Source organism: Pseudomonas marginalis (assembly GCF_008692035.1).
Taxonomy (GTDB): domain Bacteria; phylum Pseudomonadota; class Gammaproteobacteria; order Pseudomonadales; family Pseudomonadaceae; genus Aquipseudomonas; species Aquipseudomonas marginalis.
Window position 1 is genome coordinate 2,809,019 of the sequence record NZ_VTFG01000001.1, and the last position, 23,634, is coordinate 2,832,652.

22 protein-coding genes are annotated in these 23,634 nt (G+C 62.0%); 13 read left to right on the top strand and 9 right to left on the bottom strand.

Annotation, left to right across the window (positions count from 1 at the left end; genetic code table 11):
* Positions 1-78 precede the first annotated feature (78 nt).
* The 6 genes from FX984_RS13175 to FX984_RS13200 are packed head-to-tail and all read left to right on the top strand — an operon-like array spanning position 79 to position 6,740.
* On the top strand, positions 79-771 hold the full coding sequence (locus FX984_RS13175; RefSeq protein ID WP_027605519.1) for an RDD family protein: 693 nt from the start codon (positions 79-81) through the stop codon (positions 769-771).
* The gene (locus FX984_RS13180) at positions 768-1,748 is read left to right on the top strand and encodes a stage II sporulation protein M (RefSeq protein WP_027605518.1); all 981 of its coding nucleotides are present in this window, start codon (positions 768-770) and stop codon (positions 1,746-1,748) included. The genes FX984_RS13175 and FX984_RS13180 overlap by 4 nt, the downstream gene beginning before the upstream one ends.
* Complete coding sequence (locus FX984_RS13185) at positions 1,735-3,255, top strand: DUF4129 domain-containing protein (protein WP_146477299.1); 1,521 nt, start codon at positions 1,735-1,737, stop codon at positions 3,253-3,255. The genes FX984_RS13180 and FX984_RS13185 overlap by 14 nt, the downstream gene beginning before the upstream one ends.
* Positions 3,252-4,409, top strand: a complete 1,158-nt coding sequence (locus tag FX984_RS13190; RefSeq protein WP_027605516.1) for a DUF4350 domain-containing protein — start codon at positions 3,252-3,254, stop codon at positions 4,407-4,409. Before FX984_RS13185 ends, FX984_RS13190 begins: the two co-directional genes overlap by 4 nt.
* On the top strand, positions 4,406-5,401 hold the full coding sequence (locus FX984_RS13195; protein ID WP_027605515.1) for an AAA family ATPase: 996 nt from the start codon (positions 4,406-4,408) through the stop codon (positions 5,399-5,401). The genes FX984_RS13190 and FX984_RS13195 overlap by 4 nt, the downstream gene beginning before the upstream one ends.
* A 7-nt stretch (positions 5,402-5,408) precedes the next feature.
* Positions 5,409-6,740: a DUF58 domain-containing protein gene (locus FX984_RS13200; protein ID WP_027605514.1), complete on the top strand. Its 1,332-nt coding sequence runs from the start codon at positions 5,409-5,411 to the stop codon at positions 6,738-6,740.
* 60 nt (positions 6,741-6,800) lie between these two features.
* Here the strand turns inward: FX984_RS13200 and FX984_RS13205 are convergent, their stop codons facing one another.
* Entirely contained in the window at positions 6,801-7,160 is a 360-nt protein-coding gene (locus tag FX984_RS13205) for a PilZ domain-containing protein (RefSeq protein ID WP_098478843.1), read from the bottom strand.
* A 225-nt stretch (positions 7,161-7,385) separates the two neighbouring features.
* Positions 7,386-7,760, bottom strand: a complete 375-nt coding sequence (locus FX984_RS13210) for a tol-pal system YbgF family protein (protein WP_146477297.1) — start codon at positions 7,758-7,760, stop codon at positions 7,386-7,388.
* Positions 7,761-7,935: 175 nt separating this feature from the next.
* Between FX984_RS13210 and pyk the strand changes: the two genes are divergently transcribed.
* A complete protein-coding gene (gene pyk / locus FX984_RS13215; protein ID WP_027605512.1) occupies positions 7,936-9,387 on the top strand; it encodes a pyruvate kinase in 1,452 nt (483 codons plus the stop codon).
* Between the two features lie 98 nt (positions 9,388-9,485).
* On the opposite strand, the gene FX984_RS13220 is transcribed toward pyk, so the two are convergent.
* On the bottom strand, positions 9,486-10,235 hold the full coding sequence (locus FX984_RS13220) for an enoyl-CoA hydratase-related protein (protein ID WP_092358372.1): 750 nt from the start codon (positions 10,233-10,235) through the stop codon (positions 9,486-9,488).
* Positions 10,236-10,265: 30 nt separating this feature from the next.
* Complete coding sequence (locus FX984_RS13225) at positions 10,266-11,198, bottom strand: iron-sulfur-binding ferredoxin reductase (RefSeq protein ID WP_146477295.1); 933 nt, start codon at positions 11,196-11,198, stop codon at positions 10,266-10,268.
* Between the two features lie 217 nt (positions 11,199-11,415).
* Here FX984_RS13225 and FX984_RS13230 point away from each other — a divergent pair, with 217 nt between their 5' ends.
* From FX984_RS13230 to FX984_RS13245, 4 genes are all read left to right on the top strand, one after another.
* Positions 11,416-12,939 carry a fumarate hydratase gene (locus FX984_RS13230; protein WP_027605509.1) on the top strand — a complete coding sequence of 508 codons (1,524 nt, stop codon included), beginning with the start codon at positions 11,416-11,418 and terminating at the stop codon, positions 12,937-12,939.
* Positions 12,940-13,158: 219 nt separating this feature from the next.
* A complete protein-coding gene (locus FX984_RS13235) occupies positions 13,159-14,925 on the top strand; it encodes an ATP-binding protein (protein WP_027605508.1) in 1,767 nt (588 codons plus the stop codon).
* Entirely contained in the window at positions 14,919-16,253 is a 1,335-nt protein-coding gene (locus tag FX984_RS13240; protein WP_027605507.1) for a sigma-54-dependent transcriptional regulator, read from the top strand. The genes FX984_RS13235 and FX984_RS13240 overlap by 7 nt, the downstream gene beginning before the upstream one ends.
* A gap of 167 nt (positions 16,254-16,420) precedes the next feature.
* Positions 16,421-17,740 (top strand): MFS transporter, encoded by a 1,320-nt coding sequence (locus FX984_RS13245; protein WP_065939189.1) that lies wholly within the window; start codon positions 16,421-16,423, stop codon positions 17,738-17,740.
* A 55-nt stretch (positions 17,741-17,795) separates the two neighbouring features.
* Here FX984_RS13245 and FX984_RS13250 read toward each other — a convergent pair whose 3' ends face one another.
* Positions 17,796-18,551, bottom strand: a complete 756-nt coding sequence (locus tag FX984_RS13250; RefSeq protein WP_065939190.1) for a COG4705 family protein — start codon at positions 18,549-18,551, stop codon at positions 17,796-17,798.
* A gap of 177 nt (positions 18,552-18,728) precedes the next feature.
* Between FX984_RS13250 and FX984_RS13255 the strand changes: the two genes are divergently transcribed.
* Positions 18,729-19,361: a flavin reductase family protein gene (locus FX984_RS13255; RefSeq protein ID WP_092358366.1), complete on the top strand. Its 633-nt coding sequence runs from the start codon at positions 18,729-18,731 to the stop codon at positions 19,359-19,361.
* 125 nt (positions 19,362-19,486) lie between these two features.
* Here FX984_RS13255 and FX984_RS13260 read toward each other — a convergent pair whose 3' ends face one another.
* On the bottom strand, positions 19,487-19,732 hold the full coding sequence (locus FX984_RS13260) for a hypothetical protein (RefSeq protein WP_027605503.1): 246 nt from the start codon (positions 19,730-19,732) through the stop codon (positions 19,487-19,489).
* Positions 19,733-19,774: 42 nt separating this feature from the next.
* Positions 19,775-20,116, bottom strand: coding sequence for an antibiotic biosynthesis monooxygenase family protein (locus tag FX984_RS13265; protein ID WP_065925866.1), 342 nt, complete (start codon positions 20,114-20,116; stop codon positions 19,775-19,777).
* A 328-nt stretch (positions 20,117-20,444) separates the two neighbouring features.
* On the opposite strand from FX984_RS13265, the gene FX984_RS13270 reads away from it, so the two are divergent.
* A complete protein-coding gene (locus FX984_RS13270; protein WP_027605501.1) occupies positions 20,445-21,374 on the top strand; it encodes an AraC family transcriptional regulator in 930 nt (309 codons plus the stop codon).
* Between the two features lie 62 nt (positions 21,375-21,436).
* On the opposite strand, the gene FX984_RS13275 is transcribed toward FX984_RS13270, so the two are convergent.
* Together FX984_RS13275 and FX984_RS13280 are read right to left on the bottom strand one after the other, a co-directional pair.
* Positions 21,437-22,906 carry an ATP-binding protein gene (locus FX984_RS13275; RefSeq protein ID WP_027605500.1) on the bottom strand — a complete coding sequence of 490 codons (1,470 nt, stop codon included), beginning with the start codon at positions 22,904-22,906 and terminating at the stop codon, positions 21,437-21,439.
* Positions 22,896-23,630, bottom strand: coding sequence for a response regulator (locus tag FX984_RS13280; RefSeq protein ID WP_024077192.1), 735 nt, complete (start codon positions 23,628-23,630; stop codon positions 22,896-22,898). The genes FX984_RS13275 and FX984_RS13280 overlap by 11 nt, the downstream gene beginning before the upstream one ends.
* Between the last annotated feature and the right edge of the window lie 4 nt (positions 23,631-23,634).

Genomic DNA, 23,634 nt, shown 5'->3' on the forward strand with positions numbered 1-23,634 from the left:
AAACCTTGAGTAGTTGCTTCCATCACGGACACTGTTAGCATCCGTGTCTCCAGCCGCTCTGCACTGCCAAGGATCGCGATGCCATCAGCCCCATTGGACACCCTCTACCAGATCGAGACCCCGGAGGGCATCGACCTGCCGCTGCGCCCAGCCGGCCTGGTGCCACGGGCGCTGGCATTTGCCTTCGACCTCGGCGCACGCGCAGTGATCATGGGCGTGCTGCTGGTGCCATTGGCGTTGCTCGGCAATATCGGTATCGGCCTGGGATCGCTTCTGCTGTTCCTGGTCAGTTGGTGGTACATGGTGCTGTTCGAGGTGCTCAACCAGGGCTGCTCACCGGGCAAACAGGTCATGGGCTTGCGGGTCGTGCAGGACGACGGCACCCCCATAGGCTGGTCGGCGTCGCTGATCCGCAACCTCCTGCGGTTTGTCGACATGCTGCCTTTCGGCTACTTTCTCGGCGCCATCAGTTGCCTGCAGCATCCTCACTTCAAACGCCTTGGCGACCTGGCCGCTGGCGCCCTGGTGGTTTACCGCGAACAGCCGCTGGCACGTCCCCAGGTGCCCCACGCTGCAGCCCTGCGCTTGCCGTTTGCCCTGGACCTGAGTGAACAGCGAGCGATTCTTGGCTTCGCCGAACGCCAGGGCGAACTGTCCCCTGAACGGGTACACGAACTCGCCTCGATCCTTGCGACGCCGCTGCAGGTGTCCCCGGCCCGCGCCGTGGAGCAACTCAACGGTGTGGCCCGCGGCCTGCTGGGGCCGACATGAAGCAGAGTCTTTTCGAAAGCCGTTACCAACACCAATGGCAAGCGTTTGCCGAACAACTGAAGCAGTTGGAACACGGCAAGGCCAAGGCCAGTGATATGGCCGATTTCCCTCATCAATACCGGCGTCTATGCCAGCTCCTGGCCCTCGCCCAGGAGCGCGGCTACAGCAGTTACCTGGTGGATCCCCTGCAACAACTGGCATTGCGCGGCCATCAACAACTGTATCGCCACCGCAGCCAATTGGCCGCGAACGTGCTGAGTTTCGTCCTGGCCGATTTTCCGCGTCTGGTGCGAGAACAGTGGCGTTTCGTGTTGATTGCCAGCCTGCTGTTCTTTGGCAGCCTGCTGGGCATTGCCCTGCTGGTCTACCTGTTTCCCGACCTGATCTACAGCATTGTCAGCCCCCAGCAGGTGGCAGAGATGCAGGGCATGTATGACCCCGAGGCCAGCCGGCTGGGGCGCGCTGCCGAACGTGCTTCGAGCGAAGACTGGATGATGTTTGGCTACTACGTGATGCACAACATCGGTATCGCCTTTCAGACATTTGCCGCCGGCTTGCTGTTCGGCCTGGGCAGTGTGTTTTTCCTGATATTCAATGGGCTGATCATCGGCGCGATTTCCGGGCACCTGACCGAAATCGGCTATGGGCAGACCTTCTGGTCATTTGTCATCGGCCATGGGGCCTTTGAGTTGACGGCCATTGCACTCGCCGGTGCCGCGGGCCTGCAACTGGGCTGGGCGTTGATCGCCCCGGGGCAACTGACCCGTGGCGAATCCCTGCGGCTCGCCGCTCGCAAGAGTGTGCAACTGCTGTGCGGTGTCATGGTGTTCCTGCTGATCGCAGCATTTATCGAGGCCTACTGGTCTTCCACCACCCAGATCGCCCCTTGGATCAAATACCTGGTGGGTGCTGCACTTTGGCTACTGGTGGCGGCTTACCTGACCCTTGCCGGACGGACTCGCCATGCGCCTGAGTAATGCCAGCGTGGCGATTCGCCCGCGTACCGCATGGGAGGCCATGGACCTTGGGGTATTAATGGCCCGGGAGCATCGCCTGCTGTTGATGAGCAGTTGGGCGCTGGTGACCCTGCCGGTTTTTGCCCTGCTTACCGCGTTGCTATGGAAATACCCGTCCACAGCCGTGTTCCTGTTCTGGTGGCTCAAACCGGCGTTCGACCGCTTGCCTTTATATATCCTCTCCAAAGCCCTGTTCGGCGAAACACCCAGCCTTAAGCAGGCCGTGCGCCAATGGCCAAGACTGCTTAACCACCAACTGCTGGCCAGCCTGACCTGGCGCCGACTTAGCCTCAGCCGCAGTTTTATAATGCCGGTCAGCCAGCTCGAAGGCCTGGACGGCCAGGCGCGCCAGAAACGCCTGGGCGTGCTGCAGCAGCGCAATGCCGGTGCAGCGCGCTGGTTGACCACCGTTGGGGTGCACCTGGAAATCGGCTTGTGGTTCGGCTGCATGGCGCTGTTCTATCTATTCATTCCGCAACAGCTTGAACTGGATTGGGATTGGCAACGGTTGGCGCTGGCGACGGGCTCCGAGGGGGTCTGGCTGGAACACTTGAGCAATGCCTTCTACGCCTTGATCCTGGTGTTTTGGGAGCCCATCTATGTCGCCTGTGGTTTCAGCCTTTATCTCAATCGCCGCACCCTGCTGGAGGCGTGGGACCTGGAGCTGGTATTCCGCCGCCTGCGCCAGCGTCTGAGCAGTGTGGCGCCACTGTTAGTGCTGGTGATCGGGCTGACCTTGCTGCCATTCAAGCCGCCCGCCATGGCGGATGACGCCAAGCCACTGCCCCCCCAGAGCGCAAGCCAGTCCATCAAGTCGCTGCTGGACAAGCCGCCCTTCAAAAATCCGGAAACCGTCACCCGCTATCGCTTTGGCGAAGAAAAGTCCGTCGTTAAAAACAAGGCACACAGTGACGGCAAACTTCCGGCGTGGCTGCAGGCACTGCTGGACAACCTCAACAGCAACACGTTCAAGCCTGTCGCCCAAGGCCTGGAAGTGCTGTTATGGAGCCTGCTGATCGGTGGCGTGGCCCTGATGGCCTGGCGTTATCGGGACTGGTTGCGCACCTTTGTCAGCCTGCGCGGGGCACGTACACCCAAAGCAGCGAAACCACCACCCGCGCAATTGTTCGGCCTGGAACTGGGCGCCGAGACCCTGCCCGAGGATATCGCCAGCGCCGCCGAGCAACTCTGGTCTACCCAGCCACGGGAGGCCCTCGGCCTTTTGTATCGTGGCCTGCTGAGCAGGTTGCTGCATGACTTCAACCTGCCCCTTAGAAGCGCTGACACCGAAGGCGAGGTCCTGCAACGGGTTCACCAGTTGCAGCAGCCGCAGTTGCTGGCCTTCAGTGATGAATTGACGCGGCACTGGCAAAACCTCGCCTATGGCCATCACCTGCCCCCGGTCTCAGTCCAGCAGACATTGTGCAACGATTGGCGTGCCCTGTTCAGTGCGGGAGGCGCCCGATGAACCGGCCATTACTGTGGGTGGGGCTGCTGTTGGCGTGCCTGCTTGGAGCGGGCGGTTTTTACGCATGGAGCAAAGCGATCCCCTATGAAGAAGTGGTGGACCGCGGCCCCTCCCCGGAAGCCCTGGCCAATCCTTACCTGGCAGCCGAACACTTTCTGCGCCTGCAAGGCCTGGCCGTTGAGCGCGCCAATGGCCTGGAACGCCTGGCGAGCCTGCCCGCCAAGGGCAACAGCCTGCTGTTGCTGGGCGAACGCGGCAACATGTCGCCACGCCAGGCAGGGCAACTCCTGGACTGGGCCAGGTCCGGCGGCCATCTACTGGTGGTCGCCGAGGCCCTGTGGGACGAAGAAACCGGCAAGAGCGGCGACCTGCTGCTCGATCGCCTGCCTATCCACCAAGTCCTCAGCGATGAACCCGATGCCCCGGCCCCAGCCCGCAAAAATAAAGCACCGGACCTGACCAAACTGTATGTCGACAACGACACAGCCCCGGTCTATTTCAGTTTCGACACCGACTTCAACCTTATCGACCCCAAGCACCTGGCACAATTTTCAGCCAATAGCGCCCGGTCGAGCCACTTGATGCAACTCGACCTCGGGCAAGGCCGCGTAACGGTGATCACCGACAGCGAGCTGTGGAAAACGCCGGACATTGGCAAACACGACAATGCCTGGCTGCTGTGGCATCTGACCCAGGGCACTGCCGTAACCTTGTTGTTCAACGGCGATGTAGATGACCTGTTCACCCTGCTGCTGCGTTATTTCCCCCAGGCGTTGGTGGCGCTTATTGCCCTGATTGCCCTGGCACTCTGGCAGGCAGGTATGCGCCAGGGCCCAATCCAGGCGCCCGCCCCCAAGGCACGCCGGCAATTGCAGGAGCACCTGAAAGCCAGCGCCGACTTCCTGCTGCGTCGCAGCGGCCAAGGCACCCTGTTGCAGGCCTTGCAGCGCGACATCCTGCGCGCCGCACGGCGGCGTCACCCCGGCTTTGAACATCTCGACAACACGGAACAGGGGCGAGTACTTGCCCACCTGACGCGCCAACCCTCCCACGTCATCAGCCAGGCCCTCGGCCCACTCCCGACGAAACGGCTTTCCAGTGCCGATTTCAGCCGGCAGGTGGCGTGCCTGCAAACTCTCAGGAATGCCCTATGAGCGAATTTCCCAGCGCTACCACCCTGCCCGGCGACTCTCTGCAACGCGCCAGCCAGCAGGCCCAGGCCCTGCGCATTGAACTGCGCAAGGCAGTGATCGGGCAGGATCAGGTAATCGATGATGTACTCACCGCGCTGATCGCCGGCGGCCACGTATTGCTCGAGGGTGTCCCCGGGCTGGGCAAGACCTTGCTGGTACGTGCCCTGGCCCGTTGCTTTGACGGCGAATTCGCGCGGATCCAGTTCACCCCGGACCTGATGCCCAGCGATGTCACCGGCCACGCGGTGTACGACCTGCACACCGAACAGTTCAAGCTGCGCAAGGGGCCAGTATTCACCCACTTGTTGCTGGCCGACGAAATCAACCGCGCTCCGGCCAAGACCCAGGCAGCCCTGCTCGAAGCCATGCAGGAACGGCAAGTCACCCTCGAAGGCGAGGCGCTGCCCATTGGCCAGCCGTTCATGGTACTTGCCACGCAAAATCCCATCGAACAGGAAGGCACCTACCCCCTGCCGGAAGCCGAACTGGACCGTTTCATGCTCAAGGTACGCATGGACTACCCCGATGCGCAGCAGGAACTGGATATGGTGCGCGAAGTGACACGCTCATCACGGGCCGACATGCTGGACGTGCACCCGTTGCGCACCGTGCTGAAGGCCGAGGACGTGCTGCAACTGCAGCTGGTCGCCAGTGAACTGGCCCTGGATGAACACGTGCTCGACTATGCCGTGCGCCTGGCGCGAGCAACCCGCAGCTGGCCGGGACTGGCCATAGGCGCCGGCCCGCGAGCCTCCATCGCCCTGGTACGCGGCGCCCGCGCACGGGCCTTGTTACGTGCAGGCGAGTTCGTCACACCGGATGACATCAAGGACTGTGCCCTGGCGGTACTGCGTCATCGGGTACGTCTTGCGCCAGAACTGGATATAGACGGGCTGGAGGTCGACCAGGTGCTCAAGCAGCTGCTGGACCAGATTCCGGCCCCCCGGCAATGACCCGTCCATGAAACCGACCCGTCTGTTATTAGCCTGGCTCAGCGTACTGCTGGGCTTGAGCATCCTGCTGGGCGCTGCGGCCGCCTTGCAGCTCAAGGTACCCGAGACCTTGCACTCAATAACATGGGGCTTGCTCCTGGCGCTGTTGCTGCTGGCCATGCTCGACGCGCTGCGACTGCGCCGCCGACCCTCACCACGCGTGCACCGGCAGATGCCCGGCAGCCTGGCGCTGGGGCGCTGGGGCGAAGTCCGCCTGTCCCTGGAACATGACTACCCACAGGCGCTGACAGTGCAGGTGTTCGATCACGTCCCCGACGGGCTGAGCGTGGAAAACCTGCCCCAGTCCATCGAACTGCACCCTGGTGAACGCAGTGAGCTGGGTTATCGCCTGCGCCCCTTGCGGCGTGGGCATTTCGCGTTCAGTCGCTGCGAAGTCCACCTGCCCAGTCCCTTGGGGCTCTGGTCTGCACGGCGCTTTATCGAAGCCGAGGATGCCACCCGCGTCTACCCGGACTTCGCCCGCCTGTACGGGGCACAACTGCTGGGTGTGGATAACTGGTTGAGCCAACTGGGGGTCCGTCAACGGCAACGACGAGGATTGGGACTGGAGTTTCATCAGCTGCGCGAGTTTCGTGAGGGCGACAGCCTGCGGCAAATCGATTGGAAAGCGACCGCGCGGCAACGTACCCCCATCGCCAGGGAGTATCAGGACGAGCGCGACCAGCAGATCGTGTTCATGCTCGATTGCGGCCGACGCATGCGCAGCCAGGATGACGAGCTGTCCCATTTCGACCACGCCCTCAATGCCTGCCTGCTGCTTAGCTACGTGGCCCTGCGCCAGGGCGATGCGGTGGGGTTGTGCACCTTTGCCACTGACCAGCCACGCTACCTGGCACCGGTCAAGGGCAGCAGCCAATTGAACCTGTTGCTCAATACGGTCTATGACCTGGACACCAGCCGCCGAACCGCCGACTACCAGGCAGCGGCCAGCCAACTGCTGGCCCGGCAAAAACGGCGGGCATTGGTCATTATTGTCAGCAACCTGCGGGATGAGGATGATGAAGCCCTGCTCTCCGCCGTCAAGCGCATCAGTCGTCAACATCGGGTGCTGGTGGCAAGTATGCGTGAGGAAGTACTCGATCGACTGCGCCAATCCCCCGTACAAACCTTGCCCGAAGCCCTGGCCTACAGCGGTACTGTCGACTACCTCAATACTCGGGATGAATTGCATGACCGCATGAACGCCCACGGTCTGTCGGCGTTGGATACGTTGCCATCAGAAATGGGGGCGGCCCTGGTGACACGCTACCTGGGTTGGAAGAAAGCCGGAGTATTCTAAAAAAGCGCACGACTGCGGCAGGGATGGCAGCACCCCGGCCGCGTCGACAGCGCGCTGCTTCTAGGCCGAAGCCTGCAAGGAATCAAAACTGAAGTACTGCAACAGCACGTTGATCAGTTGCCCATATTCCTCGGGGGCTTCAAGCACGCTGAACCCGGAATCATAGTGCTGCGGGTTGATATCTTCATGGCTCCACAGGCAGGTCGCCGTGATGTCAATGACATGGAACGTGTCGTCAGCCCCGGGTATCTTCAAACGCAACTCGAAGTCCACATCGACCATCATGGGTAACTGGCTGACCAACATCAGCCCGTCGTCAGAGACGTTACCCAAAAAACCTATGGGTTTGTCGGTGACACGGTTAAACACTTGCAGGAAATACGGTAGTTGATGCCGCTCGATCCGTCGGTCGGTAAACATGGTGAGATCGCCATCCAGTGGCCATGACTCTGGCCGTGCCAGTGATTCGGAACGAGCGCAATTGCTCGCTCTCCCTGGATCTCGGTGTGACAACGGACAACATTTTGTCACTCGACAGCTGCCGAATCCGGGCCCTGCATCCGTTCGAATAGAAACTTGTACAAACGAACGTTGAAAGAATAGCCCAAGACTGGCAACGGGCCAGTTATTAAATGACGAATGCCATTACAAAGAGGCGGGCCGCGGCTGTGCCACGCTCGCACCGGGGTAATGGCCCAGTTGCTGCAAGGTATCCACCCTCGCGCGGGCACGGTAGGCGTACTCGCTCGACGGGTACTGGTTAATGATGAATTGATAGGTTTGCACGGCGTCGACGAACAGTTTCTGGCGTTCCAGGCATTGCCCGCGCAACATCGAAACTTCCGGCTGAACATAACGCCGGGTACGGCTCTCGCGGTCGACCTGGGATAGTTCCAAAGTGACACGCTCGCAATCACCGACCTTGTACGCACGGTAGGCATTGTTCAAATGGTGGTCCATCGACCAACGGGTGCAGCCGACAACACTGACGGCCAGGGCAGCAATGAGCAAAATTCGCATGAAGGTTCTCCTGTCTTGTGCAGTGTATCGACCCCTCGTCAAAAATCTTCAAGGATGTTCATCTATTCAACCGGCGCGAAAACAAGCGAATCGTCGATAAGTAGTGCAAACGAACAATGACTACAACCAAAGAGCATAGTAGCCTTCCTCAGCGCTTGAACTCAGGAGTCTGTGCATGTCCGTCCGTCGTACCAAAATCGTCGCCACCCTTGGCCCGGCCAGCAACTCGCCGGAAGTCCTCGAACAGCTGATTCTGGCTGGTTTGGACGTTGCCCGTCTGAACTTCTCCCACGGCACCCCGGACGAGCACAAGGCTCGCGCCAAGCTGGTGCGTGACCTGGCCGCCAAGCATGGCCGCTTCGTCGCACTGCTGGGTGACCTGCAAGGCCCGAAAATCCGTATCGCCAAATTCGCCAACAAGCGTATCGAGCTGAAGATCGGTGACAAATTCACCTTCTCCACCAGCCACCCGCTGACCGAAGGCACCCAGGACGTCGTGGGTATCGACTACCCGGACCTGGTCAAGGATTGCGGCGTCGGTGACGAGCTGCTGCTGGACGACGGTCGCGTGGTGATGCGCGTCGACACCGCGACCCCGACTGAATTGAATTGCACTGTGATCATCGGCGGCCCGCTGTCCGATCACAAAGGCATCAACCGTCGCGGCGGTGGCTTGACCGCCCCAGCCCTGACTGAAAAAGACAAGGCCGACATCAAGCTCGCCGCTGAAATGGAAGTGGACTACCTCGCCGTGTCCTTCCCGCGCGACGCTGCCGACATGGAATACGCCCGTAAACTGCGCGACGAAGCCGGCGGTACCGCCTGGCTGGTGGCGAAGATCGAACGCGCCGAAGCCGTGGCCGATGACGAAACCCTCGACGGCCTGATCAAGGCGTCCGACGCGGTGATGGTTGCCCGTGGCGATCTGGGTGTGGAAATCGGCGACGCCGAGCTGATCGGCATCCAGAAAAAGATCATCCTGCACGCGCGCCGCCACAACAAAGCGGTGATCGTCGCGACCCAGATGATGGAGTCGATGATCCAGAACCCGATGCCGACCCGCGCCGAAGTGTCCGACGTGGCCAACGCCGTGCTCGACTACACCGACGCCGTGATGCTCTCGGCCGAAAGTGCCGCCGGCCCGTACCCACTGGAAGCCGTGCAGGCCATGGCGCGTATCTGCGTCGGTGCCGAAAAGCACCCGACCAGCAAGACCTCCAGCCACCGCATCGGCAAAGTGTTCGAAAGCTGCGACCAGAGCATCGCCCTGGCCGCCATGTACACCGCCAACCACTTCCCGGGCGTGAAAGCGATCATTGCCCTGACCGAAAGTGGCTATACGCCGTTGATCATGTCGCGTATCCGTTCTTCGGTACCGATCTACGCGTTCTCCCCGCACCGCGAAACCCAGGCCCGTGCGGCCATGTTCCGTGGCGTATACACCGTGCCGTTCGACCCGGCGTCGTTGCCGCCCCATGAAGTCAGCCAGGCGGCCATCGACGAGCTGATCAAGCGCGGCGTAGTGGAGAAAGGCGACTGGGTCATCCTGACCAAAGGCGACAGCTACCACACCATCGGCGGCACCAACGGCATGAAGATCCTGCACGTTGGCGACCCAATGGTCTGAGTGACAGGCTGAAAACCAAAAGCCCCGCCATGTGAATGGCGGGGCTTTTTGCTTTCCGTGTGGCAGGGAGCATGTCGAATCGTCGCACCCACATCGGGTTAACGCCTGTCCATAAACCCCGACAGCGCCGCAATCGCTTCCGGCGACTTCAAGCGCTGCACAAACAACGCCCCCTCTTCCTCGATCACTTGCCGCAACTGCTCACGGTCCACGCTCTTCATCAACTGCTTGCAGACCTGCACCGCTCCCGGCGCCAGGGTTTCAAAGCGCTCGGCCATCTCCCGCGCCTTGGCCAACGCCGCCTCGCCACTGCCCAACGCTTCGGTAGCAATCCCCCACGCGGCCGCTTGTTCGCCGCTGAAGCCCTCACCCAGCAACAGCAGTTCAGCCGCCTTCGCGTGCCCCAATAAACGCGGGAGGATCAGGCTCGACCCAAACTCCGGGCACAGCCCCAAATTGACGAACGGCATGCGTAACCGTGCATCGCGGCTGATGTACACCAGGTCGCAATGCAGCAGCAGGGTCGTGCCGATCCCCACCGCCGCACCCGCTACGGCTGCGATCACCGGCTTGCGGCAGTTGAGCAGGCTTTTCATAAAGTGAAACGGTGGGCTGTCGAGGTCGCCGGGCGGCTGTTCAAGAAAATCGCCGATGTCGTTGCCAGCGGTAAAACACTCGCTGCTGCCCTGGATCAGCACGGCATTGATCTGCGGGTCCGCATCGGCCTGCTCCAACGCCTCGGCCAATTGGCTGTACATGGCTCGGGTCAGGGCGTTTTTCTTATCCGGGCGATTGAGCTGCAGGGTCAGCAGCCCGCGCTCGCGTTGCAGCAGGATGGCGTCGGTCATGGCGAATCTCACGGCAGTGGAATTCAGCACTCAACCACGGGGCAGGAACACATCGGCCAGCAGTTGATTGCGCGGCAGCCCCGCCAGGAACAGGCGCTTGGAGAAGGCCTCGACGCTGACAGGATGCCCGCAGAGTAAGGCCAGGGTTTGCCGGGAAACAAGCCGCAGTTGCGCCAATGCCTGGGCCAACTGCGCCGCAGTCCACAGCTCCACCGTCAGGTTCGGATGACGCGCAGCCAGTTCGGCCAGGGGCTCGGCCAGGTAATGACCGTCGGCATCATGGGCCAGGTGAATCATACGGATGGCGCCCTGGTGATCCTGGCGCAACGCCTCGCGCAGCACACCCCACAGCGGCCCCAGGCCGGTACCGGAAGCCAGCAGCCACAGCGGCCGGGATTGCCAGTCGGGATCGTATTGCAGTGCTCCGCCACGCAGTTCTCCCAGGCGCAGGCGATCACCCACCGACAACGCGCGCGCGGCATCGCTGAATGCGCCGGGCTGGCGGCAATCGATATGAAACTCCAGGAAGGCATCCTCCTGAGGCAGGCTGGCCAGGGAATAAGGCCGTGCCACCTGCCCGGCCCACAACACCATGTGCTGCCCGGCGCGATACCGCAGTCCACGCTCCGGTTGCAGCCGCAGGCGCAGCACCGAGGTATTCAACCAATCGGCCCCCACCACCTGGGCCGGCAGGCCGTCCCGCAGCGGGTCGAACGCCTCGACCTGCAGATCGCCGATCACCTGGCACTGGCACGCCAGGCGCCAGCCCTCCTGGCGTTGTGCCGGGCTCAAAGCAGCGGGCTGCCGGTCCTCGACCTCGCCCTGGCACCGCACCAGGCAAGCATGGCAGCTGCCGGCACGGCAACTGTAAGGCACGGCCACACCCGCCTGGTTCAAGGCATCCAGCAGGTTGCTGCCGGTGGCTACCGACCAATGGTGTTCGCCGACGTACAGTTCAGGCATAGCAGGACTCGATCACAAGGGGCGCGCACAGGGAATCATGCCTGCGACAGTTTGACCATAGTCGGGTGTATCGGCCACCGTGCCGGGTTATACTGCCGCGCCTTTTTAGCGTCGCGCCTGCACCACTTGGCGTGCCTTGGAAAGGTGGACTCAGCCGACCGATGCACCCCACTGAGCCCACCTTTATTGAATGTTCCCTTATAGAGGAGCGCGACTCATGACCGTGATCAAGCAAGACGACCTGATTCAGAGCGTTGCCGACGCCCTGCAATTCATTTCCTACTACCACCCCGTTGATTTCATCCAGGCGATGCACGAGGCCTACCTGCGCGAAGAATCGCCGGCAGCCCGTGACTCCATCGCGCAGATCCTGATCAACTCGCGCATGTGCGCCACCGGCCATCGCCCGATCTGCCAGGACACCGGTATCGTCACCGTGTTCGTGCGCGTGGGCATGGACGTACGTTGGGATGGCGCCACCATGGGCCTGGACGACATGATCAACGAAGGCGTGCGTCGCGCCTACAACCTGCCGGAAAACGTCCTGCGCGCCTCCATCCTGGCCGACCCGGCCGGTGCGCGTAAAAACACCAAGGACAACACCCCGGCCGTGATCCACTACTCCATCGTTCCGGGTAACACCGTGGAAGTGGATGTGGCGGCCAAGGGCGGCGGTTCCGAGAACAAGTCGAAGATGGCCATGCTCAACCCGTCCGACTCGATCGTCGACTGGGTGCTCAAGACCGTTCCGACCATGGGCGCCGGCTGGTGCCCACCGGGCATGCTCGGCATCGGCATCGGCGGCACCGCCGAGAAAGCCGCGGTGATGGCCAAGGAAGTGTTGATGGAATCCATCGACATCCACGAGCTGAAAAAGCGCGGCCCGCAGAACCGTATCGAAGAGATGCGCCTGGAGTTGTTCGAGAAGGTCAACCAACTGGGCATCGGCGCCCAGGGCCTGGGTGGCCTGACCACCGTGCTCGACGTGAAGATCATGGACTACCCGACCCACGCCGCTTCGCTGCCGGTGTGCATGATCCCCAACTGCGCCGCCACCCGTCACGCGCACTTCGTGCTCGACGGTTCGGGCCCGGCGTCGCTGGAAGCGCCACCGCTGGACGCCTACCCGGAAATCGTCTGGGAAGCCGGCCCATCGGCCCGCCGTGTCAACCTCGACACCCTGACCCCGGAAGAAGTACAGAGCTGGAAGCCGGGCGAAACCGTGCTGCTCAACGGCAAGATGCTCACCGGTCGCGACGCCGCGCACAAGCGCATGGTCGAGATGCTGAACAAGGGCGAAAGCCTGCCGGTGGACCTCAAGGGTCGCTTTATCTACTACGTCGGCCCGGTTGATCCGGTGCGCGAAGAAGTGGTTGGCCCTGCCGGTCCGACCACCGCGACACGGATGGACAAGTTCACCCGTCAGATCCTCGAGCAAACCGGCCTGCTGGGCATGATCGGTAAATCCGAGCGCGGCCCTACCGCGATCGAAGCGATCAAGGACCACAAGGCCGTGTACCTGATGGCCGTGGGCGGCGCCGCTTACCTGGTGGCCCAAGCCATCAAGAAGTCGCGTGTAGTGGCCTTCGCCGAACTGGGCATGGAAGCGATCTACGAGTTCGACGTGAAAGACATGCCGGTCACCGTTGCGGTGGACAGCAAGGGCGAATCCGTCCACATCACCGGTCCTGCCATCTGGCAGAAAAAGATCAGTGAAAGCCTGGCGGTAGAAGTGCAGTAAGCACCCTCCCCCAAGACTGAGGCGACCGCGGCCCATGGCCCGGTCGCTTTTTTATTGCCTGCTGATTCACCTATGGCAAGCGGGTTTATTGTGGTGAGCGGGCTTGCCCCGCTCACCACAAGAAGCCCACTCTCCCTTCAGCCACGACAGCCCCTCACCACAAGACCCAAGCCGCTCATGCTATGGTGCACTCCCCTTACCGTGCCTGCCCATCACCGTATGATCGTGATCCCTCGCCCGCTGCGCCTGACCTTCTACTCCCTGCTGATCATCGCCGGTGCGCTGCTGGCCGCGGCCTTGGCCACGCGCCATGCCGAACGCCAGGCTTTGGTGGACGATGCGGCCCGCGCCAACCAGCAGCTGGCGCTGTACGCCAATTCCCTGCACACCCTGATCGAACGCTACCGCGCCCTGCCCGCCGTGCTGGCGCTGGACTCGGAGATGATCAACGCGCTCAAAGGCCCGTTGGACGCCGGCACCCAGGACCTGCTCAACCGCAAGCTCGAACGCATCAATGGAGCGGCGCAGTCCTCCACCCTGGAGTTAATGGACCGCACCGGCCTGGCCGTGGCCGCCAGCAACTGGAACTTGCCGAGCAGTTATGTCGGGCACAACTACGCGTTTCGGCCGTATTTCAGCCAGACCAAGAGCCAGGGCACCGGGCGCTTTTACGCGGTCGGCGTAACCACCGGGATCCCGGGGTATTTCCTCTCCAGCGCCGTGCTGGATGAACACGAGCAGTTCCTTGGCGCCATGGTGGTGAAACTGGAATTCCCTGAGCTGGAGCGCGAATGGGCCCAGGGCGATGACCTGTTGCTGGTCAGCGACGCACGCGGCATCGTGTTTATCGCCAACCAACCGGGCTGGCGTTATCGCAACCTGCACCCGTTGTCGGCCAGCGATCTGGTCGAACTCAAGGCCACCCGCCAATACGACAAGAAACAACTGCAGCCGCTGGACACCCAGACGTTGCAACGCTTCGACGAAAACAGCCACCTGATGCGCGTCAACGGCCCCGATGGCAACGCCAATTACATCTGGGAGTCCCTGCCGCTGAAGGCCGAGGGCTGGACCCTGCACCTGTTGCGCAAACCCCAGTTCGCTTTTGAAGACCAGCGCAACGCCGGCCTTGCCGCCGCCGGCTCCTGGCTGGCGCTGGTGTTCCTGGTGCTGTTCCTCAGCCAACGCTGGCGCCTGGCCCGTTTGCGCCAGCGCAGCCGCGAAGAACTCGAACAGCTTGTGGAAGAGCGCACCCAGGCCCTGCGCACGGCCCAGGATGGCCTGGTGCAATCGGCGAAATTAGCGGCGTTGGGGCAGATGTCCGCCGCCCTCGCCCATGAGATCAACCAGCCGCTGACCGCCCAGCGCATGCAGTTGGCGACCCTGCGGTTGCTGTTGGACCACGGTCGGGTGGACGACGCCTACAAGGCCCTGACCCCACTGGACGATATGCTCACACGCATGGCCGCGCTGACCGGCCACCTCAAGACCTTTGCGCGCAAAAGCCCCAGCGGCCTGCGCGAACGCCTTGACCTGGCCACCGTGGTCGACCAGTCCCTGCACCTGCTCGACGCGCGCCTGCGTGATGAAGCCATCGGCACCGTGCTGGACCTGACCCGCCCCGCCTGGGTACGCGGCGACGCGATCCGCCTCGAACAGGTGCTGATCAACCTGCTGCGCAACGCCCTCGACGCCATGGCCGACAAACCCCGCAAGCGCCTGGAAATCCGCCTGCATGCCGACCAGCAACTGTGGCAACTCACGGTCAGCGACAGCGGCGGCGGGATTGCCGAAGAGCACCTCAACAGCGTGTTCGACCCGTTCTTTACCACCAAGCCGGTGGGCGACGGGCTCGGCTTGGGCCTGGCGGTTTCCTACGCTATCGTGCACGAATTGGGCGGACGCCTGAGCGCCAGTAACCGTGGCGACGGCGCGGTATTTACCCTGACCTTGCCTATCGCGCTGGAGACACCCGACTTATGTTGAACGCGGTGATTGTGGTCGATGACGAAGCCAGCATTCGGACGGCCGTCGAGCAATGGCTGAGCTTGTCGGGGTTCGAGGTGCAGTTGTTCAGCCGCGCCGAAGCCTGCCTGGCGCAACTGCCCAAGGACTTTCCCGGGGTGATCCTGAGCGACGTGCGCATGCCCGGGCTCAGCGGCCTGGAGCTGCTGGCCGAAGTGCAGCGCCGTGACGCCGACCTGCCCGTCATCCTGCTGACCGGACATGGCGATGTACCGATGGCCGTCGAAGCCATGCGCGACGGCGCCTACGACTTCCTGGAAAAACCCTTCAGCCCCGATGCCTTGCTCAACAGCCTGCGCCGCGCATTGGACAAGCGCGGGCTGATCCTCGAAAACCGCCGCCTGCACCAACAGGCCGATCATCGGGCACAGTTGGAGTCGAGCCTGCTCGGCGTGTCCCGTGGCTTGCAGAACCTGCGCCGACAGGTACTCGACCTGGCGACCTTGCCGGTCAACGTGCTGATCCGTGGCGAGACCGGCAGCGGCAAGGAGCTGGTCGCCCGTTGCCTGCATGACTTCGGCCCCCGTGCGAAAAAACCGTTTGTGGCGCTCAATTGCGCGGCGATTCCCGAGCAACTGTTCGAGGCCGAACTGTTCGGCCACGAAAGCGGCGCCTTCACCGGTGCCCAGGGCAAGCGCATCGGCAAACTGGAGTACGCCCATGGCGGCACGCTGTTCCTCGATGAAATCGAAAGCATGCCCCTGGCCCAGCAAGTGAAGCTGTTGCGGGTGTTGCAGGATCAGAAGCTGGAACGCCTGGGCTCCAATCAAAGCATTCATGTGGATTTACGCATCATTGCCGCCACCAAGCCGGACCTGCTGGAAGAAGCCCGCGCCGGGCGCTTTCGCGAAGACCTGGCCTATCGGCTGAACGTTGCACAACTGCGCCTGCCGCCCCTGCGCGAGCGCCGCGAAGACATCCCGCTGCTGTTCGATCACTTTGCCCAAAGCGCCGCCGAGCGCCTGGGCCGCAGCGCGGAACCGCTGAGCGGCGCGCAGTTGGGCCGCCTGCTCAGCCATGACTGGCCGGGCAACGTGCGTGAGCTGGCCAACGTCGCCGAACGCCAGGTGCTGGGCCTTGGCGAGCCGGAGCCGGAAGGGATCGAAGCCGGGCAATCGCTGGCCGCGCAGCAGGAGGCGTTCGAGGCCCATTGCCTGAAGGCTGCATTGACCCGGTATAAAGGCGATATCAAGGCGGTGCTGGCGGAGTTGCAGTTGCCACGGCGCACCTTCAACGAAAAGATGCAGCGCCATGGGTTGGCCAGGGACATGTTCCTGAAAGACGAATGAGCGGATTTCCGCTCATCACCCTCAAAAACATCAGCGACTTTCCGCCCAAAATAAAACCCAGCCCCTTCTAGACCGGGCCTTCATCTACCTGGCACAGCTCCTGCTATAGCCCCAGCCAGGCTGCGCTCGCGCCGCTCCATAAAAACAACTAGATGAAGGATCCTTCAATGGATAACTCCAACACCTTGCCCCTGGGGTCGGCGGCAGCGCCGGCCAAGGAACGCACCACCACCAGCCGCATCAAATCGATCTTCAGCGGATCGGTCGGCAACATGGTCGAGTGGTACGACTGGTATGTCTACGCCGCGTTCTCGCTGTACTTCGCCAAAGCCTTTTTCCCGAAAGGCGACACCACCGCCCAATTGCTCAACACCGCCGCGATCTTCGCCGTGGGCTTCCTGATGCGCCCCATCGGTGGCTGGCTGATGGGCCTGTACGCCGACCGTGCGGGTCGCAAAGCAGCACTGATGGCGTCGGTCCTGCTGATGTGCTTCGGCTCGTTGATCATCGCCCTGAGCCCCGGTTACGAAACCATCGGCGTCGGCGCACCGATCCTGCTGGTGTTCGCCCGCCTGCTGCAAGGCTTGTCGGTCGGTGGCGAATACGGCACCTCGGCCACCTACCTGAGTGAAATGGCCACCAAGGAACGTCGCGGTTTCTTCTCCAGCTTCCAGTACGTGACCCTGATCTCCGGCCAGCTTATCGCCCTGGCCGTGCTGATCGTGCTGCAGCAGATCCTTACCACCGAGCAACTGTACGACTGGGGCTGGCGTATCCCGTTCGCCATCGGCGCCCTGTGCGCAGTGGTCGCGCTGTACCTGCGTCGCGGCATGGAAGAAACCGAGTCGTTCACCAAGAAGGAAAAAGCCAAGGAAAGCGCCATGCGCACCTTGATGCGCCACCCCAAGGAACTGATGACCGTGGTCGGCCTGACCATGGGCGGCACCCTGGCTTTCTACACCTACACCACCTACATGCAGAAGTACCTGGTGAACACCGTCGGCATGAGCATTTCCGACTCCACCACGATCTCGGCGGCAACGCTGTTCCTGTTCATGTGCCTGCAACCGATCGTCGGTGGGCTGTCGGATAAAGTCGGGCGTCGGCCGATCCTGATCGCCTTCGGCATCCTCGGCACGCTGTTCACCGTACCGATCCTCACCACCCTGCACACTATCCAGACCTGGTGGGGCGCGTTCTTCCTGATCATGGCCGCGCTGATCATCGTCAGCGGCTACACCTCGATCAACGCCGTGGTCAAGGCTGAACTGTTCCCAACCGAAATCCGCGCCCTGGGCGTGGGCCTGCCCTATGCACTGACCGTGTCGATCTTCGGCGGTACCGCTGAATACATCGCGCTGTGGTTCAAGAGCATCGGCATGGAAACCGGTTACTACTGGTATGTGACTGCGTGTATTGCAGTGTCGCTGGCGGTCTATGTGACCATGAAGGACACACGCAAGCATTCGCGCATCACCACGGACTAACGGTTGGATGCAGTAACAAATGTGGGAGCGGGCTTGCCCCCTCCCACCTGTTGAATCAGGACACCTCTGCTACCGGGCTCCGGCCATACCGTCGCTGTGCATACGACGCCCCGACAATCATCACCACCAGCACCGCCGCCAATACCGCCGACGATCCAATGGTGCCGAAATCCAATCCGCCCTTTTCATGGGGCTTGGTCAGGAAGTCGCCCAGGGTTGCACCAAACGGCCGGGTCAGTACAAACGCCACCCAGAACAACAGCACCGACGAGATTTGGGTGAAGTACTTGAGCGCCACTACCGCGGCAATGGTCGAGCCAATCAACAAGGCGCCACCGGCAAAGCCGAGCCCCGAATCGTCCGCCAGGAAGTCGCCCAACGCAGTGCCCAGGGTGTTGGAGAACAGGATCGCCATCCAGTAGAACAGCTCGCCTCGGAAAGTCTGCACCTTGTTCACGTTCAGCGAGTCACCACTGAGGTGCCACAAGGCAAAGATGATCATCAGGATCACGATCAGGATCATCGACCCGGTGGCGTAGCCCAGGCCCAGGGTGCGGTCCATGAAGTCCGACATGGTGGTGCCGGCGGTGCTGGTGGAAAGGATCACGATCCAGTACAGCACCGGGTTGTAGGTTTTCGACCAGAGTTGTGTCACCAGAGTGACCAGGAACACGCTGATAAGGATCATCGAGCTGATGGCGTAACCGACGTTCAGGGTCATCGACAACAAGTCCCCGGCGGTTTCGCCCAGGGTGGTTGCGCAGATTTTCATGACCCAGAACGCCAGGGTGATCTGAGGAAGTTTATTCATGCGGTAGAAGGCTCCGAGGCTCAGTCTTATAGGGGGTATCGACCTTGGGCGCAGACTGAACGGGCCGCTGTGAAAAATAGGTGGCCGCTGAATGAAAATTCCATAGGGCCGATGGAAATTCGTCGCCGTGGATTGCACTATGACGGCCTCCCAGAACCCCGCAGCAGGAACCCGGCCATGCCTGACGATATCCACTTCTACGAACCGGCCAACGGCCACGGCCTGCCACACGACCCGTTCAATGCCATTGTCGGGCCACGGCCGATTGGCTGGATTTCATCCCACGACAATAACGGGCGCCTGAACCTGGCGCCCTACAGTTTTTTCAATGCGTTCAACTACATTCCACCGATCATTGGGTTTTCCAGCGTCGGGCGCAAAGACAGCCTGAACAACATCGAACAGACCGGCGAGTTTGTGTGGAACCTGGCCACCCGCCCGCTGGCCGAGCAGATGAACCAGAGCTGCGCGGCCGTCTCGCCGGAGGTGAATGAGTTCGAGTTGTCCGGCCTGACACCGGTGGCGTCGAAAATCGTCGGCGTGCCGCGAGTGGGCGAGAGCCCGGTGTCGTTCGAGTGCAAGGTGACGCAGATCATCCAGCTGCAGCGCGCCGACCAGCAGTTGGTGCCCAGCTGGCTGGTGCTGGGCGAGGTGGTCGCGGTGCACATTGCCAAGTGGCTGCTCAAGGATGGGGTGTACGACACCGCAGCCGCGGAGCCGATTTTGCGTGGCGGTGGCCCGGCAGACTACTTCCAGCTGGGGCCGGAGGCGTTGTTCAAGATGTATCGCCCAGGCGCCAGCAAACCCTGACTGAAATACACCAAAAAAGTGGGAGGGGGCTTGCCCCCGATGGCAATGGCACATCCAACATCGTTGTTGACTGACACACTGCTATCGGGAGCAAGCCCCCTCCCACATTAGAGGGTCGGCGTTGTTCAGCTGGCGGCGCTCGCCCAGGTCAGTTGACCCTCTTCATCCACACCGATCAACCGTTCAAGCTGCACGGTGGCTGCATCATCGGCATCGGAGGCGGTCTTGAACGTCTGTCCATCCAGGATCTTGTGAAACTGCGGGGCGCCCATGCCATCAAGTGCCTTGACGGCGACGGCGGCGCTGTAGCCCCCTTCACCCGGTACTACGGCGGAAACGGCTTCGTGGTGGGCAAATTGTTTACGTGCCATGTTGCAGGTCCTGGCCAATGGAAAAGTGGGCCATTCTAACCATTAACCGGCCAGTTGCAGGTACTCGCCGTAGGCATTGGCGGCAGAGGCATCGGTGAAGGTCTGGAAGTCCATGCTGCGCACGACCATGTCGTTCAACAGCTCGGTGAAGATCATCAGGGCCGGCGAGTTGAAGTAGGCGCTCATCGCCTGCTCGCTGCTCCAGAAACCCGAGATCAACCAGACATCGGGATCGACCTGGGAATGCTGCAACGAAAATTGCAGGCAACCCTGAGCCTGGCGGCCCGGTTCGATCAAACTGCTCAAGCGTGCACCCAGTTCGGTGCTGCACCCGGTGCGGGCGCGGATAAAGGCCATATGGCTCGCGGGAATGGGGGTGGACATGTTCGACTCTCCCGTTGAGAAGTGATGCTCGGCAAGCACTGTGGGGGCGTGTTGCCACAGGATCAAAGATAACGGCGCGGGTGCGGGCGCGGTTAGTCAATTCCTGCAGGCTTATTGCACAATCCTGCGAGAAGCGTAGGAAGGACGGAGGGACCGCCGACTCGATTCCACAGGCAAACGCCTTGTTTCAGGGACATGACAGCCCGAGAACTTGCCTGATTCGCGACGCGTCGCAGGATCAGGCAAGGATTGTGCAGAATCGACCTAACACTGCTTGAAAAGCCGCCGCTAAGCTGAGCCCATCAAAAAAGCATGCAGAGGACGCCTTATGCCGTCGCCCGAACATCAGTCCATGCCCCTCGACGCCGAGACGGAAAAACAGCGCGCCGAGCTGGCGAGCATCGTGCATCGTCATACCTGGGAAGACGGCTCCTATGGCACGGCGATTACGTCACTGTTCCTGAACCGCCACAACACACCGCGTGACTTCATGCCGGTGCTGGTGGAGCCGGCGTTGTGCATCCTTGCCAACGGCAGCAAGGAAGTGCGCCTGGCCGACGAAATCTTTGCCTACGACCCGCTCAATTACCTGGTGTTCTCGGTGGCGATGCCCGTGGCCGGGCGGATCATCGATGCCACGCCGGAAGATCCAAACCTGTCAGTACGCATCAATATCGACCCGGCGCAGCTCACTGCCTTGATCGCCGAGGCCGGCCCCATGGGCGTGCCCACGCGCCCGACATCGCGCGGGATGTATGTGGACCGCATCGATCCCCAGTTGCTCGACGCCGTGCTGCGCCTGGCGCGCCTGCTGGATACGCCCAAAGACATTGCCATGCTGGCGCCGCTGATCAACCGTGAAATCCTCTACCGCCTGCTGCGCGGTCCCCAGGGTTATCGCCTGTATGAAATTGCCGTGGCCAACAGCCAGAGCCATCGCGTCAGCCAGGCGATCAAGTGGCTCAATGGCAACTACGAACAACCGCTGCGCATCGATGACCTGGCCAAGGAAGTGAACCTCAGCGTCTCGACCCTGCATCACCGTTTCAAGGCAATTACCGCCATGAGTCCGTTGCAGTACCAAAAGCAGCTGCGCTTGCAGGAGGCACGTCGGCTGATGATTGCCGAAGGGCTGGAAGCGTCGGCGGCGGGGTATCGGGTGGGGTATGAAAGCCCGTCGCAGTTCAGCCGGGAGTACAGCCGGTTGTTTGGGGCACCGCCGCTGAGGGATTTGGCACGACTGCGCCAAAGCGTCTGACACACAGACGATCAAAATGTGGGAAGGGGTGTGCCCCCTCCCCTATTTGTCCAATGGTGTTTTCAGTCCAGGGTCCTGGGCAGTTGCAGGGTGACCCGCAAGCCGCCCTCACGCAAATTCTGCAAACTCACTTCACCGCCATGGCTATGGGCAATATTGCGCGCAATACCCAAGCCCAAACCGTAGCCCTGCTGCTGGCCGGCCAGGCGAAAATGCGGTTCGAAGACCTGTTCCAAACGCTGTTCCGGCACGCCAGGGCCTTCGTCGTCGACGTGCAGGATGAACTCCGCGCCATCGTCCTCAATACGCAAATGGGCGTTCTGCCCGTACTTCAAGGCATTGTCGATCAGGTTGCCGATGCAGCGCTTGAGCGCCAGCGGCTTGCCCGGGTACGCCGCCACCGCTGCGCCGTCCAGGGTGACCCGGCCGTTGCCGTTGGGGGCCACATAAGGCTCCACCAGGCATTCGAGCACATGGTTGAGGTCGACCGGCTGGATGTTCTCGTGGATATCGGTGTCTTTCACACATTGCAGCGCGCCTTTGACCAGCAACTCCAACTCATCCAGGTCACGGCCGAACTTGGTTTGCAGGTTCTCGTCTTCGAGCAATTCCACGCGCAGGCGCAGGCGGGTAATCGGTGTGCGCAGGTCGTGGGAAATCGCGCTGAACAACTGGCTGCGCTCCGTGAGGTAACGGCTGATGCGTTCGCGCATGGCATTGAACGCGCGGCCCACTTCCACCACTTCACTGCCGCCGCCTTCGGCCACCGGCTCCACATCGGCCCCCAGGGACATGTCTCGCGCCGCCCGCGCCAGGCGCTTGAGCGGCCGGCTTTGCCAGTGCACCAGCAGGCCGATGAACAGCAGCAAGAAGCCGCTGGTCAGCACGATAAACCACACCTGCTGGGACGGCAGGCCCTGTTCTTCCAGGCTGGTGTAGGGCTCGGGCAACAGCGAAGCGATGTACAGCCATTCGCCGGGGGCGAGTTCGATCTGGGTCACCAATACCGGCGGATTGACCGGTTCCAGGGTCAGCGCGTAATGGGCCCAGGAGCGCGGCAACTCATCCAGTTTCAAGCCGGCGTTGAAGATGCGCAGGTCTTCGGCGCTGACGAACTCCACCGAGATAGGCACGTCGGCGCCCAGGGTCTGGCGCAGGACTTCATCCACGGCCACCAGCACCGCCTGTTTACGCGGGGTTTGCGGCAACACTTGCATGTCGAGGGGCCGATCATTGAGGGTCACGACAAAACGGGTGCCGCCCATACTGCGCAGCTGGTCAAGGACCAACGGCCGATAGGCCACCGGCAACGAACGGAAATAACTCACGCTGGCGGTCATCGAGTGCGCCAGGCTACGGGCGCTGGTGACCAGGCCTTCTAGCTGGGTGGCGCGCAACTGCGAGACCCAGATCACGCTGGACAGCGCCTGGGCGAACAGCACTGCAAGCAAGGTCAGCAACAACATGCGCCCCAGCAGCGAGCGCGGTACCGGGAAGCGCCGGCGGCGTTCGCTCAGCGGCTCAGTGGGCATTGCCGGCAACCACGCTGGCTGCCAGTTGATAGCCGCTGCCGCGCACGGTGCGGATCAGCCTCGGGGGTTTTTCGGTGTCGCGCAGGCGTTGACGCAGGCGGCTGACAGCCATGTCGACGATCCGGTCCAGCGGCATCAGGTCGCGGCCACGGGTGGCATTGCCGATGGTGTCGCGGTCGAGAATCTGCTGCGGGTGATCGAGAAACAGCTTGAGCAGGGCAAAGTCGGCACCGGAGAGGATCACCTCTTCGCCATCCACGTGGAACAGCCGATGACTGATCATATCCAGGCGCCACTCATCGAACACCAGCACATCGCCATTGCCGCTGCGCTCCTGGCCGAACTGGCAGCGGCGCAACAAGGCCTTGATCCGCGCCTGCAACTCACGGGGGCTGAAGGGCTTGCCGATATAGTCGTCGGCCCCCAGTTCCAGGCCGATCACACGGTCGGCTTCGTCGGAACTGGCGGTGAGCATGATGATCGGCACCTGCGCCTGGCGCGGGTGCTGGCGAATCCAGCGGCAAAGGCTGAAACCGTCTTCGTCCGGCAGCATCACATCGAGGATGACCAGATCGCACGGCGCCTCGTTCATCGCCTGGCGGAACCCCGCGCCATCCGGCACGCCACGCACCTGGAAACCGGCGCGACTGAGGTAGGTCTGCAGCAATTCGCGGATTTCCTGGTCGTCGTCGACGAGGAGAATCGATTTACTGATTACGCTCACGGGG